Consider the following 16,173-nt stretch of genomic DNA (forward strand, 5'->3'; position numbering starts at 1 on the left):
TGATGTGTGACGTGACGGAAACGGGGCCCCGTCCGCCGTGTGCGAGACTGGCCCCGATGTCACTCAGCCTACCCGTGGACCCGCCGGGAGCCCGGAGCCTCACCGGTGTCGTGCCGCAGCTGCTGCGCTCTCTCGCCGGCGACGGCGAGTGGTTTCCGGCCGTCGGCTCGGCTGTCCTCGTGGTGATCGACGGCCTGGGCCGTGCGAATCTCTCCGCCCGCGCGGGACACGCTCGCTTCCTCACGTCGGCGATGACGAAGCGCGACGCGGCGCGGACCGTGTTCCCCGCGACGACCGCGACCGCGCTGACCAGCCTGTTGACCGGCGTGGATGCCGGAGTGCACGGCATCGTCGGGTACCGCGCGCGGATCCCCGGAACTCTGCGCGCGCCCAACCAGCTCAAAGGGTGGGAGACCGACGGACTCGATCCCCTGACGTGGCAGCGGGCACAGCCCCTGCTCGAGCGGGAAGCGGCCGCCGGGCGTCCGGTGTACGTGGTCTCGAAGGCGCTGTACCGGGACTCGGGATTCACCCGCGCGATCCAGCGGGGGGCGGAATTCGTCGCGGCGGCGAGCGTGGAGGAACGGCTCGAGACGGCCGCCGCGCTCGCGGCATCCCACCGAGGGGCCCTCGTCTACGTCTACGTGCCCGAACTCGACACGATCGGACACGCACGGGGCTGGGAGAGCGAGGAATGGCTCGCGGCTCTCGAAGGCGTCGACGCGGCGCTGCGCCGGTTCGAGCAGGCAGCGGCACGCGAAACGGGGGCCGTCGTCACAGCCGACCACGGCATGGTCGACGTGCCGAGCCATCGCCACGTGCTGCTGAGTGACGGCGACGATCTTCTCGACGAGGTCGAGCTCGTCGCGGGCGAACCGCGTCTGCTGCAGCTGACCACGACGGCGGGCGCCGCGGAGCGGGTCGCCGCCCGGTGGCGCGAGCGTGAACAGTCGCGGTCGTGGGTCCTTTCGCGCGATGAGGTCATCGCCGCCGGACTCTTCGGCTCACGGGTGGATGCGGAGGTGCTCCCGCGGATCGGCGACGTGCTCGTCGCCGCACGCGGAGCCGTCGCCTACTACGACGATCGCCTCGAGGACAAGAAGCCGCAACGCATGATCGGGCAGCACGGCTCACTCACGGAACAGGAGCGCGTCGTCCCGCTCATCAGCCTCGGAGCATTCCGCAGGCGCTGACGAGATCGTATTGCTCAGCCGTCCTCGGTGCGTGCGCCGAAGACGATCTCGTCCCATGACGGCATCGAGGTGCGTCCCTTCCGTCGTGCGGCGTCGGGCGCACCGGCGTCCTCCCGCGCGGCGTCGTCGGCGGGAGCGACCGGAGCCGCCTCGGCAGGCTCGTAGCCGGGTTCGAGGGCGTCGAGCAGCGCGGGGGAGCTGTGCGGGGCATCCGTCGTCGGTTCGTCCGGCATCGGCTCGCGGACTCCGCGACGGCGGCGGAGTGCCTCGAGCAGATCGGCGGTGTCGGCCGACGTCACGCCGCGCTCCGGCGCGCGCTTGATGGCTGCTTCCTGCGCGGCGGGAACCGAGCCGCGGGCCTCGTGGCTCACGATCTCCGCCGCGGGGTCGATGCGTCGAGGCCCGAACGCTCCCGAGTCGAACCGGGACGAGTCCTTGACCGGCGATGTCGAATCGAGGGCGCGCAGACGGGGGATGAGGCCCTCGGGGAGCGAACCCTGACGCGACAGCTGCGTCGCATCGCTGTTCTGCGGGGAGAGAGTCGAGCGGCGGGGGTCGAAGCTCCAGCGCGCGTCGTGGTCGACCTCGTTCGCGGTGAACTCGAGCTTGATCATCCAGCCCGTCTCCTCCCGCCAACTGGTCCACCGCTCGCCCGAGGCGCCCGCGTCGGCGAGCTTGGCTCGCACCGCGGTGCCGAACGTCGGCTGCGCACCGGGGTCGAGCTCGCCTCCGATGAGCACGGGCACGGCGAGGGCCTGGCTGACGACGTGCTCGCGCTCCGCGAGAACGGGGCCCTCGTAGCGCTGGATGTCTTCGAGGCGAGCGCCGAGCAGTTCGGCGACTTCCGCAGCCGACATTCCCGAGCGGATGTGCGCCTGCACCTCACGCGGGCTGGGACGCACCGTGCGCGGTTCCTCGGAACGCTGCAGGCGCCGAAGCTGCGTGCGCAGGGTGTCGTCGACGGGCACGGCGAACCGCTCACCGGCCTCCGTGGCGACGACGAGCACACCTTCTTCGATTCCGATGACTTTGAGCTGCTCCATACGAGACGCGCCTCCCGATCCCTGCGTGGACACCCACGAGGGTGCCGCGACCATGCTGACACGCTGCCTCGCCGCGGTCGGGAATATCGTGGGCGCGCCGCGAGTTCACTGACCTCGCACGGCGCGGGATCGCCGCGTTTGGTCCGGCATTTGCCAAATGTCGCCGCTTCGTGCAAACTATGGCCGCCCCCGGCCCAGAAGGCGGGGGCGTGCACCCGAACCCCCTGGAAGTGAGAGCATGGCGACCGACTACGACGCCCCCCGCAAGACCGACGACGACAGCGAGTCGATCGAGGCACTCAAGGAGCGCGTCCCCGACAAGCTGTCGGGCTCGGTCGATTCCGAAGACGCCGACAACCCCTCGGGCTTCGAGCTCCCCGGCGCCGACCTCTCCGACATCGAGCTCGACGTCGTCGTGCTTCCCGCGCAGGAGGACGAGTTCACCTGCATCGAGTGCTTCCTCGTCAAGCACCGCACCCAGATCGACCACGAGACTTCGGTCGGTGCCGTCTGCGTGGAGTGCGCCGCCTGACGATGTGAGCCGCGCGGCGGAGCCGACTGTCCGGTCAGCTCCGCTGAGCGCGACGAATGGCGGAGATGACGCGATCCGGTGTGCGGGTGGAGAAGATCCACTCGTCGACCGGGTCGCGTTCGTCGGTGACGGGCACCCGCACGATGCCGTCGATGCCTCCGCGCAGCAGATGCCAGGCGCCGCGCGGAAGACCCGGACCCCGCACGTGACGCGCATCGTCTCCGGTGGCACCGGAGGCATCGCCGAGAAGATCCACCGGGATGTGGGCGCGCCCGACGCGCAGTTCCCCGCCGGACACCTCGACGACGGGGGAGAGCAGCACGAGTGCAGCGATCAGTGCGACGGCGACCCCGATCCCCGCGACGAGCGCGATCGTGGCATCCAACGGCACGAACACGAGCGCGACCATCGGAGCCGCGACGGCCGCGCTCAGCAACGCCCACAGCGACGGGCTCAGCCTCTCCCGGTACAGCGTCGCGGCGGTGGGGGTGTCGGTGTTCATCAGGGCGTGCATTAGCCTCGTGGGGTGATCGAATCCGTGGACGTTCCCATTATCGCGCCGCAGGTTCCCGTCTACGCCCACCCCGGTGATGCCGGGGCCGACCTCGTCGCCGCAGAGGCCGTCCGACTCGAGCCCGGTCAGCGTGCGCTCGTCGCGACCGGCGTCCGGATCGCCCTCCCGGACGGGCATGCCGCCTTCGTCGTCCCGCGCAGCGGACTCGCCGCCCGGCACGGCATCACGATCGTGAACTCTCCCGGCACCATCGACGCGGGGTATCGCGGGGAGATCAAGGTCGCGCTGTTGAACACCGACGCCGCTGAGGCCTACGACGTCGCCGTCGGCGACCGCATCGCGCAGTTGATCGTCATGCCGGTTCCCCGCGTACGATTCATCCCCGTCGACGAACTGCCCGATTCGTCGCGCGGCGAGGCCGGATTCGGATCGACCGGGTACCAGACAGGAGCACAGTCATGAGCGACGAGTCGCAGGAGAAATCCGCGCCCGAGGACCGCGCCACCGCCGGTCCCTTCGACGAGTCCGAGGCGAACCCGGTGCGTCCGTACATCGACCTCGGCGGCATCAAGGTGCTTCCGCGTGAAGGGCTGAACCTGCGCCTCGAGGTCGAGGAGCAGACCAAGCGGATCGTCGCCGTCGGCCTCGACTACGCCGACTCGACGCTGCAGGTGCAGCCTTTCGCCGCACCGCGAACGAGCGGTCTGTGGGACGAGACCCGCGAACAGATCCGTCAGCAGGTACGTCAGCAGGGCGGTCGGGTCGAGGAGCGGGAGGGGCCGCTCGGCCCCGAGTTGCTCGCCGAGGTCCCCGTTGCGGCGGGTCCCGACGCTACCCCCGGGATGCGTCTGGCGCGATTCGTCGGGATCGACGGCCCGCGGTGGTTCCTGCGCGGTGTGATCGGCGGCGCGGCGACGGGCGACGTCGACGCGGCCGCCAAGATCGAGGATCTCTTCCGCTCGCTCGTGGTCGTCCGCGGTGGCACGCCCATGCCGCCGCGCGACCTCATCCCGCTGAAGATGCCCGCGGCACCCGGCACGGCATGAGCGACCCGCACCCCGACCGGCATCCGGACGCAGAGCGCGACGACACCGCACCGTCCGCACCCACCGCCTCCGAGCTCGTCGCGCAGGCACTCGGCGGCGCCGCGCGGCGTGCGGGCATGGACCCGTCGAACGACGACCGCACGAGTCATGTGGTCTGGGCGGCGATGGGCGGCTGGCGGGGTGTGCTCGAATCGCTGCTGCCCGGCCTCGCCTTCGTTCTTCTGTTCACGATCACGTCGAATCTGCCGCTCTCGCTCGGCGTCTCGGTCGGCTTGGCGGCCGTCTTCACCGTCGTCCGGATCGCGCAGCGCTCCCCGGTGGGCGCCGCGCTCGGCGGCCTCATCGCCGCCGGCGTCGCCGCCGCGCTCGCGTTGTGGACGGGTCGAGGTCAGGACAACTTCGTCCCCGGACTGATTACGAACGCCGCGTATGGGACCGCGTTCCTGGTCTCCGCCGTCGTGGGCTGGTCGCTCATCGGCCTCGCCGTGGGATTCCTCATGAACGAGGGCACCGCATGGAGACGAGAGGCGCGCAAACGCCGTGTCTTCTTCTGGCTCGCCATCGCCTGGGCGGCCCTCTTCTACGCACGGCTCGCGGTGCAGCTGCCCTTCTACTTCGCGGGAGATGTGACCACGCTCGGCACGTTGAAGCTCGTCATGGGCTTGCCGCTGTTCGCTCCCTTGATCGCGGTCACGTGGCTTGCCGTGCGTGCCGTGTATCCGCGTTCCGCAGCGGCGGCGGACGACATCTCCGCGTGATAGATTTATCTTGACATCAAGATAAATTCTCCTCGCTGGGGCGCGTTCATCGGGTAAGGACGACCTCACTAGCCCGACGCGTCCGCGGCGGGGAAGATGGATGTGCGGGCCGCTGCAGCATGCGTTCGCCCGTGCCCCCAACGAAGGAGAGCAGCCGTGTCCACAGTTGACAGTTTCGGTGCCCAGAGCACCCTCACGGTCGGGGGAACCGACTACGAGATCTACCGAGTCGACACGGTCGCCGGCTATGAGAAGCTTCCGTTCAGCCTCAAGGTGCTGCTCGAGAACCTGCTCCGCACCGAAGACGGCGCCAACGTCACGAAGGCGCAGATCGAGGCGCTCGGCAGCTGGGATCCGGATGCGGAGCCCGACACCGAGATCCAGTTCACCCCGGCCCGCGTCGTGATGCAGGACTTCACCGGCGTCCCCTGCATCGTCGACCTCGCCACCATGCGCGAGGCGGTGACCGCCCTCGGCGGCGACCCGAGCAAGATCAACCCGCTCTCGCCGGCCGAGATGGTCATCGACCACTCCGTCATCGCCGATCTGTTCGGCACCGAGAACGCTCTCGAGCGCAACGTCGAGATCGAGTACGAGCGCAACGGCGAGCGCTACCAGTTCCTGCGCTGGGGTCAGACGGCCTTCGACGACTTCAAGGTCGTTCCCCCGGGCACCGGGATCGTGCACCAGGTCAACATCGAGCACCTCGCGAAGGTGATCTACGACCGGACCGGTCGCGACGGCGTGCTGCGCGCCTACCCGGACACCTGCGTCGGCACCGACTCGCACACCACCATGGTCAACGGCCTCGGCGTGCTCGGCTGGGGCGTCGGCGGCATCGAGGCCGAGGCCGCGATGCTCGGCCAGCCCGTCTCGATGCTCATCCCGCGTGTTGTCGGCTTCAAGCTGACCGGCGAGATCCCCGCCGGCGTGACCGCGACCGATGTCGTGCTGACGATCACCGACATGCTGCGCAAGCATGGCGTCGTCGGCAAGTTCGTCGAGTTCTACGGTGCCGGTGTGGCATCCGTTCCGCTGGCCAACCGCGCCACGATCGGCAACATGAGCCCTGAGTTCGGTTCGACCGCGGCCATGTTCCCGATCGACGACGTGACGCTCGACTACCTGCGCCTCACGGGTCGCGACGAGCACGCGGTCGCGCTCGTCGAGGCATACGCGAAGGAGCAGAAGCTCTGGCACGACGCCGCCAACGAGCCGGTCTTCAGCGAGTACATGGAACTCGACCTGTCGACGGTCGTTCCCTCCATCGCCGGCCCGAAGCGTCCGCAGGACCGCATCCTGCTCAGCGAGGCGAAGAGTCAGTTCGAGAAGGACATCCTGAACTACGCGACGCCCGCCCTGTCGACCTCCATCGTCGATCTGGAGAGCGACGGGTCGTTCCCGGCGTCCGACCCCGGCCCCGTGCCGGGCGACGAGCAGCCCGAGACGGGCGAGGTCGTCATCTCCAGCGGCGGGCCGGCCGCGGCCTCCAAGCCGGTCAAGGTCGCGACCCCCGAAGGGGCGTCGTACATCCTCGACAACGGCGCCGTCACGCTCGCGGCGATCACCTCGTGCACGAACACGTCAAACCCGTCGGTCATGCTCGCGGCGGGACTCCTCGCCAAGAAGGCCGTCGACAAGGGCCTGAAGCGCAAGCCGTGGGTCAAGACGACGCTCGGCCCCGGCTCGAAGGTCGTCACGGACTACTACGAGAAGTCGGGTCTCGACAAGGCGCTCGAGGGCCTCGGCTTCTACACGGTCGGCTACGGCTGCACGATCTGCATCGGCAACTCGGGACCCCTCATCGAAGAGGTCTCCGCGGCCATCAACGAGAACGATCTCGCGGTCACCGCCGTGCTCTCCGGCAACCGCAACTTCGAGGGCCGCATCAGCCCCGACGTGAAGATGAACTACCTCGCCTCGCCGCCCCTCGTCGTGGCGTACGCGCTGGCCGGCTCGATGAACTTCGACTTCGAGACCGACCCGCTCGGCACCGACACCGACGGCAACGACGTGTTCCTGAAGGACATCTGGCCCTCGCCCGACGAGGTGCAGGAGGTCATCGACTCCTCGATCTCGCGCGACCAGTTCATCAAGCAGTACGCGACGGTGTTCGACGGCGACGAGCGCTGGACGAGCCTCCCCACCCCCGAGGGACCGATCTTCGAGTGGGACGAGGACTCGACCTACGTCCGCAAGGCACCGTACTTCGACGGGATGTCCATGGAGCTGACGCCCGTCAGCGACATCCACGGCGCCCGCGTCATGGCGACCCTCGGCGACTCGGTCACGACCGACCACATCTCGCCCGCCGGCAACATCAAGGCCGGAACGCCGGCCGCGCAGTACCTCACCGAGCACGGTGTCGCGCAGAAGGACTTCAACTCCTACGGATCGCGCCGCGGCAACCACGAAGTGATGATCCGCGGCACGTTCGCGAACATCCGGCTGAAGAACGAGCTGGTCGCCGCCGTCAACGACGGTCAGGTCGTCGAGGGCGGTTTCACCCGCGACTTCACCCAGCAGGGCGGGCCCCAGTCGTACATCTTCGACGCCAGCCAGAACTACCAGGAGCAGGGCACTCCGCTCGTCGTCTTCGGCGGCAAGGAATACGGTTCGGGGTCGTCGCGCGACTGGGCGGCGAAGGGCACGTCGCTCCTCGGCGTCAAGGCCGTCATCACCGAGAGCTTCGAGCGCATCCACCGCTCGAACCTCATCGGCATGGGCGTCGTTCCGCTGCAGTTCCCCGACGGGCAGAGCTGGAAGTCGCTGGGCCTCGACGGCACCGAGATCGTCTCGATCGAGGGTCTCGAGCAGCTGAACGAGGGCGTCACGCCCAAGACCGTGAAGGTCACCGCGACGCCGAGCGAGTTCTCGCCGGAGGGCAAGGAGACCGTGGTGTTCGACGCGAAGGTCCGCATCGACACTCCCGGTGAGGCGGACTACTTCCGCAACGGCGGCATCCTGCAGTACGTGCTGCGTTCGCTCGTCTGAGCAGGGATCTAGCGCCCCGGTATCGCCCCCGCAAGGGGGAGGGATGCCGGGGCGTTTCTCTGTTCCGACGCATAGAATCGGGGGATGAGCCTGCTCGCCTCGATCACCGGTCCGCGCGACCTCGACGGACTCTCGTCGGAGCAGCTCGAGCAGCTCGCGCAGGAGGTGCGCGAATTCCTCGTGCAGAACGTGTCGCGCACGGGAGGCCATCTCGGCCCGAATCTCGGCGTCGTCGAACTGACGATCGCGCTGCATCGCGTCTTCGACTCGCCGGACGACCCGTTCGTGTTCGACACCGGCCATCAGTCCTACGTGCACAAGCTCCTCACGGGGCGCCAGGACTTCCGCGACCTGCGTTCGCGGGGAGGCCTGGCGGGGTACCCGCAGCGTTCCGAGAGCCCGCACGACGTCGTCGAGTCCTCGCACGCGTCCAGCTCGTTGAGCTGGGCCGACGGGATCTCGCGCGCGCTCACCCGCACCGGCCACGCGGACCGTCACGTCGTGGCGGTCGTCGGTGACGGCGCTCTCACCGGTGGCATGACCTGGGAGGCGCTCAACAACATCTCCGACGACAACGATCGCAACCTGGTGATCGTCGTCAACGACAACGGGCGTTCCTATGCACCGACCATCGGCGGCATGGCGCGCTACCTCAACCGTGTGCGCACGACCGAGGGGTACGAGAACCTGCGCCGCGGGTCCGATTCGTTCTTCCGCCGCCTCGGCCCGATGGGGCGGGCCGTCTATCGCGGCGTGCGTGGCGGCACGCATGGATTCCTGTCGCGGTTCTCCAACAACGTCGCGCTGTACTCGAACCTCGACATCAAGTATCTCGGTCCGATCGACGGCCACGACCTGACCGTCCTCGAAGAGACCCTTCGACTCGCGAAGGCCCACCGCGCTCCGGTGATCGTGCACGTCATCACCGAGAAGGGGCGCGGCTACGAGCCGGCCCGCAACGATGAGGCCGATCAGTTCCATGCGGTCGGGAAGATCGATCCCGCCACGGGCGAACCGCTCGGCTCATCCGACGCCGTGGCCTGGACGGATGTCTTCTCCGACGCCCTCGTGGCCGCCGGCGAACGGCGGGGCGACGTCATCGCCATCACTGCGGCGATGTTGCGCCCGACCGGACTGCAGCCGTTCGCGCAGCGATTCCCCGATCGCGTCTACGACGTCGGCATCGCGGAGCAGCACGCCGTCGCATCTGCCGCAGGGCTCGCGTTCGGCGGCCTGCACCCCGTCGTCGCCATCTACGCCACCTTCATGAACCGCGCGTTCGACCAGGTGATGATGGACGTCGCCCTGCATCGGGCCGGCGTCACATTCGTGCTCGACCGGTCCGGCGTCACCGGACCCGACGGCCCCAGCCATCACGGTGTGTGGGACCTTGCAATGCTGCAGCTGGTGCCCGGAATCCGCATCGCCGTTCCTCGCGACGAGGCCCGGTTGCGCGAGGAGTTCGACGAGGCCATCGAGGTCGCCGATGCCCCGACCGTCATCCGGTTCCCCAAGGGGGCCGTGTCTGCCGAGCTGCCGGCGTTGGAAAGGCGAGCCGACGGCACCGACGTGCTGTGGCGGGAGGGTACCGAGGATGTCCTCCTCGTCGGGATCGGTCCGATGGCCGCCCTCGCCGTCGAAGTCGCGGAGCGTCTGCGGGCGCAGGGGATCGGCGCCACGGTGATCGACCCCCGGTGGGTCGTGCCGGTGCAGTCGAGCGTGGTCGAGCTGGCGGCGTGCCACCGCCTGGTGATCACGATCGAGGACGGCATCCGGGTGGGCGGCGTCGGCACGCGCGTGCGTCAGGTACTGCGCGAGAACGGCGTCGACACGGCGGTGGACGAACTGGGTCTTCCCGACGAGTTCATCGACCACGCCACGCGAGAGCAGATTCTGGAGGACGCGGGTCTCACGGCGACGAAGATCGCGCACGACGTCGTCGCGCAGGTCCTCGGCACGCGCATCCCGGTTGCGCGCCCGTCCGCCGACACCGGTGCGATCTGGGCCGTGTCCGAGCGCGACGGCGAGCCGCAGGAGCGCTGACCCGGCGCGCCCTCGGCGGGTGCGCACCGTCGCGCCAAGGCGGCGTGACAGCATGGGTGGGTGAGCTCTGCGAACCTGACCCGTGACGAAACGGCGGCGCGAGCCGCCGGCATCCAGCTCGAGACCGTCGAGGTCGATCTCGATGTGCGAGGGGCTCTGACGGATCTCTCCTTCGCCACATCCTCTACGTTCACCCTGCGCTCATCCACGACGGAGACCTGGATCGACTTCATCGGAGAGTCGGTCGACGAGGTCGTGGTCGACGGCGTCGCGCGTGCTGTTGAGTGGGACGGCGCGCGGGTCCGGATCACCGGGCTCGTGCCGAACATGGATCATGTCGCCGTCGTGACGATTCGTGGCCGCGGGCTCTACAGCACGTCGGGCGAAGGGCTGCACCGGTTCCGCGACCCCGCCGACGGCGAGACGTACCTGTACACGCAGTACGAGCCCGCCGATTGCCGTCGCGTCTACCCGTGCTTCGAGCAGCCCGACCTCAAGGCTCGCTGGCGAATGAGTGTGTCGGCCCCGGAGAGCTGGGCCGTGCTGTCGAACGGTGCGGAGATCGCTCGTGTCGGCGTCGAGGGCGGGGTCCGCGTGTCCTTCGCCGAGACGTCACCGTTGTCGGGCTACATCACGGCGGTCGCCACGGGTCCCTACCATCGGGTCGACGGCGTCTGGGACGGCCCTGACGGTCCCGTGGACCTCGGCGTCCTGTGCCGGGCATCGCTGGCCCGTTACCTCGACGCGGACGAGATCCTCGACGTCACACGGCGAGGGCTGACCTTCTTCTCCGAATCTTTCGGTGTCACCTACCCGTGGGGGAAGTACGACCAGATCTTCGTTCCCGAGATCAACGTCGGCGCCATGGAGAACCCGGGCCTCGTCACCTTCACCGAGCATTACGTCTTCCGCGGGGCGGCGACGGCGGCGCAGCACGAGGGGCGTGCGAACACGATTCTGCACGAGATGGCGCACATGTGGTTCGGCGACCTCGTGACGATGCGATGGTGGGATGACCTGTGGCTCAAGGAGTCGTTCGCCGACTACATGGGCGCGCACGCGGCGGTCGCTGCCGGAGGGTTCCCGGATGCCTGGGTGACGTTCGCGAGTCGACGCAAGGGATGGGCGTACGTTCAGGACCAGTTGCCCACGACGCATCCGATCGTCGCCGACATCCCCGATCTCGAAGCGGCCAAGCTCAACTTCGACGGGATCACGTACGCGAAGGGCGCGTCGGTGCTCAAACAACTCGTCGCGTTCGTCGGCGAGGACGCCTTCTTCCGCGGTGCCCGGCACTACTTCGCCGCGCACGCATACGGCAACACGACCCTTCCCGATCTGCTCGCGGCGCTCGAGGAGGCCTCGGGCCGTGACCTGGCGCCGTGGGCCTCAGCCTGGCTGCAGACATCCGGTGTCTCGGATCTCTCCGTCGAGCGTGTACGCGGCGGGGAAGTCGAGCTCGTGCGGACCGATCCACGGCCCGATCATGTCGTGGTGGGCCTGTTCGCGTCGGACGGCGGACGCCTCCTTCGCCGAGGCGAGCTCGAGGCGGACGGCGTCGACGCCCGCATGCGGCTGGCGGCAGAAGTGCCCGACGGGATCGCACTGGTCCTGCCGAACGTCGACGACCGCACCTATGCCAAGGTCCATCTCGACGAGTGCTCGATCGTCGCCGTCGAGGAACAGCTGTCGACGATCGACGACGCCGTCGCGCGCGCCGTGGTGTTCGCCTCGTTGTGGAATGCGACGCGCGACGGTCTGCTGGCGGTGACGCGGTATCTCGACGCCGTCGTCCGACATGCTCCGGCCGAAGACAACGTCGCGCTTCTCGGCGATGCGCTCGCACACGCGGACGCCGCGATCAGCCGGTATGCACAGGAGCAGACCCGCTCGGTCCTCGCGCGGCGATGGCTCGATGTCGCCTGGCAGGCGCTGCAGACCGCGACGCCCGGATCCGACGCACAGCTCGCGTGGGCGCGAGCTGTGGGCGCGGCCGCGGAGCGCGACGATGCCCGGGCCGACGAGCTGTGGGGGATGCTGCGGGGGGAGCATCCGGTGCCTGTCGGACTCGCCCTCGACCCGGAGCTGCGATGGATCTGGCTGACCGCTCTCGCGGCGACGGGGCATGCGACGGCCGTGGACATCGATACCGAACTCGCGCTCGATCCGTCGTCGCACGGCGAGATCGCGCATCGCACCGCGATGGCCTCGCGTCCGGACGCAGACGTGCGTGCTGCCGCCTGGCAGGAGGCGTGGGCCGACATCACCCTGTCCAACGATCACTTGGATGCCGTCATCGCGGGCGTCCGCGCGGGTGGGCGGCGAGACCTCGTGGCGCCCTTCGACGCGGACTACTTCGCCCGGATCCGCCCCGCCTGGACGGAGCGCAGCATCGAGATCGCACGTCGCCTCGTGATCGGCCTGTTCCCGGCATCCGAGTCGCTCGATCTCGTCGACGCGTGGCTGGAGACCCACGCCGATGCCCCTGCCGCCCTGCGGCGACTCGTGCTCGAACAGCGCGATGGACTCGCGCGTGATCTGCGCGTGCGGGCGGCTCAGCCCTCGCTCTGACGCGCGCGCAGGCGATCGGCGACCTCGTTCTCCGTCGCGATGTCGACAGCCGCGCCCGAGCGCGGTGCCTGTGCCCGCCGTCGTGGGTGCGGCGATCCGACGACGCGTGCGGCCACATGCCACCACCCGAGCGGGACGGCGAGTGCACCGCAGGCGATGTTGACGGCGTAGGTGACGCTGCCGAGGTGACCGACCGTGCCCGTGACCCCGGACAGTGTGGCACCGAACGCCGCGGTCGTGACGGCGCCGACAGCGGCGCCGAGCGCAGCGAAGAGCACCAGGTGCACGGCGATCGCGCGCACCCGGCGGAGCAACAACCTGCCGAGTGCCCATGCGACGACCGCGAACAGGACCGTCGCGGCCGTCACGGCCGGCGTGGCGTAGATCAGGGCGATGATTCCTCCGATGCCGGCTGCCACGACGGCCCAGCCGAGCGTCGTCAGTCCCAGCGCCCACAGCCACGCGGCGATCGCACCGCGGAAGAACTCGATGCCGGTGAAGGCCATCGGCTCGGCATGGCTACGGGGGGTCGGCGTGCTCATGGCCGGATCTCACCGGCGGTCGCGAGAAGCTCTGCCAGCGGGCGTCGCAGCAGCGGCAGACGGGCCAGAGGGAGCGCGAGTTTCAGAAGTGCCAGTCCGCGGTCGAGCAGCCGGCGCGTTCGCTCCTGATCGGGGGACTCGTCGTACACCCAGTACATCGCCAGCAGCAGATGGGCGAGGAAGAGCACGCGCGGAAGCTCCGCGGTGACAGGACCGGGCGGCGCGTTCCGAGCGCCGGCGACCGCATCGGCGAAGAGCCCTTCGGTCACGTCGCGGGCGAACGACGACTCGGCCGCCAGGGGATTGATGCCCGACCGCGGAGCGAGCGCAGCCGAGACGAACTCCGCCGCGTGTGCGTGGTAGGGGCCCAGTTGATCCAGTCCGGTCGTGTAGACGATCCGGAGTCGGTCGATGAGATCGCTCGACTCCGCCAGTAGCGGTTCCGCGGCACTCCGGTGCTGTTGCTGCACGTCGAGGTACAGCTCTTGCACGAGGTCGGCTTTCGATGCGAAGTGATAGTTCGTCGTGCCGACCGAGATCCCCGCTTCGGTTGCGATCCGCCGGATGGTCGTGGCGTCGTACCCGCGTTCGCGGAACGAGCGCAGCGCGAGGTCGCGCACATGGGCACGCGTGCGCTCGCTCTTCGCGGTCTTGCCGGCACTCGTCGCTGAACTGAACATGTTCAGACGCTAGCACGAGACCCATGCTCGAGTCGGTGAGAAGACGCAGAATCGGATGCCACGCACAGCAGCATCCGATTCTGCGGCGAATCTCCGAATCCGACGCGGGTCAGCCCCCGATGCCGCGGACGGGCGGGTGGTGGAAGGTGTCGCCGAAGGCGCGCTCGGACGCGCCCTCGCGGTCGAGGTAGGGCGACGCACCGCCGTCGATGAACGGCCAGCCGGCTCCGAGGATGAGGCACAGATCGATGTCCTCGACCTCGGGGACGACCCCCTCGTCGAGCATCAGCTTGATCTCGGTGGCCAGACCGTCCTGCACGCGTCGCAGGATCGTGTCGGCGGAGGCCGGGGACGTGCCGACGTGCCCCTTGATGGTCTTCTGGGCGTCCTTCGTGAAGCCCGTGACGCGACCGCCCCTGTCCTTCTCGACGACGGCCGACAGCGCCGCCAGCGCGTGGAAGTTCTCGTTCGCGTAGAACCGGTCGGGGAACGCGTGCGCCATCGTGTCCTGCACGTGCGCCGCGACCTTCCAGCCGACGAGGTCGATCAGCTGGAAGGGACCCATCGGCAGGCCGAGCGGTGCGAAGGCCTTCTCGACCTCGACCACGGGAGTGCCCTCGTAGACGGCGCGTGCGGCCTCGCCCATGACCTTGGCGAGCAGGCGGTTCACGACGAAGCCGGGAGCGTCGGCGGTCAGAACGGCGTTCTTGCCGAGCCCCTTCGCGACGACGAAGGCCGTCGACAGCGCCGCCTCGGTCGTCACGGGAGTCTTCACGATCTCGATCAGAGGCATGACCGCGACGGGGTTGAAGAAGTGGAAGCCGACGAGCCGCTCCGGGTGTGCGAGCGTCGCGCCGATCTCCTCGACCGAGAGCGACGAGGTGTTGGTCGCCAGAATGGCGTCCGGTGAGACGATCTGCTCGATCTCGGCGAACACGGCCTGCTTGACGCCGACCTCTTCGAAGACCGCCTCGATGACGAAATCGCAGTCTGCGTAGAGACCCTTGTCCGTCGTTCCCGTGACGAGCGCCCGGAGCTGGTTCGCCGTGTCGCTGTCGAGGCGGCCCTTCGCCTCGAGCGTGCCGATCTCGTCATGGATGTACGCGACGCCCTTGTCGACGCGCGCCTGATCGAGGTCGGTGATCAGCACGGGCACCTTGAGCTTGCGCACGAAGAGCAGCGCGAACTGGCTGGCCATGAGCCCCGCACCGATGATGCCGATCTTCGTGACCTTCGTGGCCAGGGTCTTGTCGGGAGCTCCTACGGGGCGCTTCGCGCGCTTCTGCACGAGGTCGAAGGCGTACATGGATGCCGCGAACTGATCGCCCGTCACGAGGTCGGACAGTGCCTCGTCCTCGCGGGCGAAGCCGTCCTCCTTCGTGCCGCTGCGCGCCTTGTCGAGCAGATCGAGAGCGACGTAGGGGGAGCGCGGAACCGTGCCGATCTTGGATTCCAGCATGCCGCGGGCCATTTTGATCGCCACCGGCCACTTCATCGTGCGCTCGATCTTGCCGGGTTGGTTCTTGCGCTCGACCTTCACCGCGCCGGTGAGGACGCCATCGGCCCATCGCAGCGAGTCCTCGAGGAAGTTCGCGGCGGGGAAGATCGCGTCCATGATGCCGAGGTCGTAGGCCTGCTGCGGCTTCAGCATGCGGTTCTGCTTCAGCGGATTGGAGATCACGACCTCGAGCGCGTTCTCGATCCCGATGAGGTTCGGCAGCAGGTACGCGCCTCCCCACCCCGGGATGATGCCGAGGAACACCTCGGGGAGCGCGATGGCGGCGGCGGAGGCGTCCACCGTGCGGTAGTCGGAGTTCAGACCGATCTCGAGACCGCCGCCGAGGGCGAGGCCGTTCACGAAGGCGAAGGAGGGGACGCCCAACGATCCGAGCTTGCCGAACACCTTGTGGCCGAGCTGGGCGACCAGCTTCGCGTTGGCCTTGGAACCCACGCGGGTGATGTCGCTCAGATCTGCCCCGGCGGCGAGGATGTACTGCTTGCCCGTGAGGGCGACCGCGTCGATCTCGCCGGCGCCTGCCCGGGCCGCGAGGGCGTCGAGGGTCTCGCCGAGCGCTGTCATCGTCGCGGGACCCAGCGTGTTCGGGCGCGTGTGGTCGCGGCCGTTGTCGAGCGTGATCAGGGCGAGGACCTTGCCCGAGGCCAGGCGCACGTCGCGCACGCGTGCGTGGGTGACGACCTCACCGTCCGTGAGTGCGGTGAGGGGGGAGAAGTCGATCTCGTCGTAGTTCGTCATGGT

General features: G+C 68.9%; 13 protein-coding genes. 8 read left to right on the forward strand and 5 right to left on the reverse strand.

What is annotated here, in order from left to right; translation table 11 throughout:
- Positions 1-56: 56 nt before the first annotated feature.
- The gene (locus JOE64_RS07290; RefSeq protein ID WP_204963638.1) at positions 57-1,193 is read left to right on the forward strand and encodes an alkaline phosphatase family protein; all 1,137 of its coding nucleotides are present in this window, start codon (positions 57-59) and stop codon (positions 1,191-1,193) included.
- A gap of 14 nt (positions 1,194-1,207) precedes the next feature.
- Here JOE64_RS07290 and sepH read toward each other — a convergent pair whose 3' ends face one another.
- On the reverse strand, positions 1,208-2,236 hold the full coding sequence (sepH, locus tag JOE64_RS07295) for a septation protein SepH (RefSeq protein WP_204965005.1): 1,029 nt from the start codon (positions 2,234-2,236) through the stop codon (positions 1,208-1,210).
- Positions 2,237-2,474: 238 nt separating this feature from the next.
- Here sepH and JOE64_RS07300 point away from each other — a divergent pair, with 238 nt between their 5' ends.
- The gene (locus JOE64_RS07300) at positions 2,475-2,768 is read left to right on the forward strand and encodes a DUF4193 domain-containing protein (protein ID WP_204963639.1); all 294 of its coding nucleotides are present in this window, start codon (positions 2,475-2,477) and stop codon (positions 2,766-2,768) included.
- Between the two features lie 34 nt (positions 2,769-2,802).
- On the opposite strand, the gene JOE64_RS07305 is transcribed toward JOE64_RS07300, so the two are convergent.
- Positions 2,803-3,270 carry a DUF3093 domain-containing protein gene (locus JOE64_RS07305; RefSeq protein WP_204963640.1) on the reverse strand — a complete coding sequence of 156 codons (468 nt, stop codon included), beginning with the start codon at positions 3,268-3,270 and terminating at the stop codon, positions 2,803-2,805.
- Between the two features lie 24 nt (positions 3,271-3,294).
- Here JOE64_RS07305 and dut point away from each other — a divergent pair, with 24 nt between their 5' ends.
- The 6 genes from dut (at position 3,295) to pepN (ending at position 12,694) form a co-directional block, all read left to right on the forward strand.
- On the forward strand, positions 3,295-3,744 hold the full coding sequence (gene dut / locus JOE64_RS07310; RefSeq protein ID WP_204963641.1) for a dUTP diphosphatase: 450 nt from the start codon (positions 3,295-3,297) through the stop codon (positions 3,742-3,744).
- The gene (locus JOE64_RS07315) at positions 3,741-4,328 is read left to right on the forward strand and encodes a DUF3710 domain-containing protein (RefSeq protein WP_204963642.1); all 588 of its coding nucleotides are present in this window, start codon (positions 3,741-3,743) and stop codon (positions 4,326-4,328) included. The genes dut and JOE64_RS07315 overlap by 4 nt, the downstream gene beginning before the upstream one ends.
- Positions 4,325-5,086 (forward strand): DUF3159 domain-containing protein, encoded by a 762-nt coding sequence (locus tag JOE64_RS07320; RefSeq protein WP_204963643.1) that lies wholly within the window; start codon positions 4,325-4,327, stop codon positions 5,084-5,086. The genes JOE64_RS07315 and JOE64_RS07320 overlap by 4 nt, the downstream gene beginning before the upstream one ends.
- A 156-nt stretch (positions 5,087-5,242) precedes the next feature.
- Complete coding sequence (locus JOE64_RS07325; protein ID WP_204963644.1) at positions 5,243-8,080, forward strand: aconitate hydratase; 2,838 nt, start codon at positions 5,243-5,245, stop codon at positions 8,078-8,080.
- A gap of 84 nt (positions 8,081-8,164) precedes the next feature.
- Positions 8,165-10,123, forward strand: coding sequence for a 1-deoxy-D-xylulose-5-phosphate synthase (gene dxs, locus JOE64_RS07330; protein ID WP_204963645.1), 1,959 nt, complete (start codon positions 8,165-8,167; stop codon positions 10,121-10,123).
- Between the two features lie 60 nt (positions 10,124-10,183).
- On the forward strand, positions 10,184-12,694 hold the full coding sequence (pepN, locus tag JOE64_RS07335; RefSeq protein WP_204963646.1) for an aminopeptidase N: 2,511 nt from the start codon (positions 10,184-10,186) through the stop codon (positions 12,692-12,694).
- Here the strand turns inward: pepN and JOE64_RS07340 are convergent.
- From JOE64_RS07340 to JOE64_RS07350, 3 genes are all read right to left on the reverse strand, one after another.
- A complete protein-coding gene (locus JOE64_RS07340) occupies positions 12,679-13,236 on the reverse strand; it encodes a hypothetical protein (RefSeq protein WP_204963647.1) in 558 nt (185 codons plus the stop codon). The two genes, pepN and JOE64_RS07340, sit on opposite strands and share 16 nt — an antisense overlap.
- Positions 13,233-13,916 (reverse strand): TetR/AcrR family transcriptional regulator, encoded by a 684-nt coding sequence (locus JOE64_RS07345; RefSeq protein ID WP_204963648.1) that lies wholly within the window; start codon positions 13,914-13,916, stop codon positions 13,233-13,235. The genes JOE64_RS07340 and JOE64_RS07345 overlap by 4 nt, the downstream gene beginning before the upstream one ends.
- Before the next feature lie 109 nt (positions 13,917-14,025).
- Entirely contained in the window at positions 14,026-16,170 is a 2,145-nt protein-coding gene (locus JOE64_RS07350; protein ID WP_204963649.1) for a 3-hydroxyacyl-CoA dehydrogenase NAD-binding domain-containing protein, read from the reverse strand.
- Between the last annotated feature and the right edge of the window lie 3 nt (positions 16,171-16,173).

It is taken from the genome of Microbacterium dextranolyticum (genome assembly GCF_016907295.1).
Lineage (GTDB): Bacteria > Actinomycetota > Actinomycetes > Actinomycetales > Microbacteriaceae > Microbacterium > Microbacterium dextranolyticum.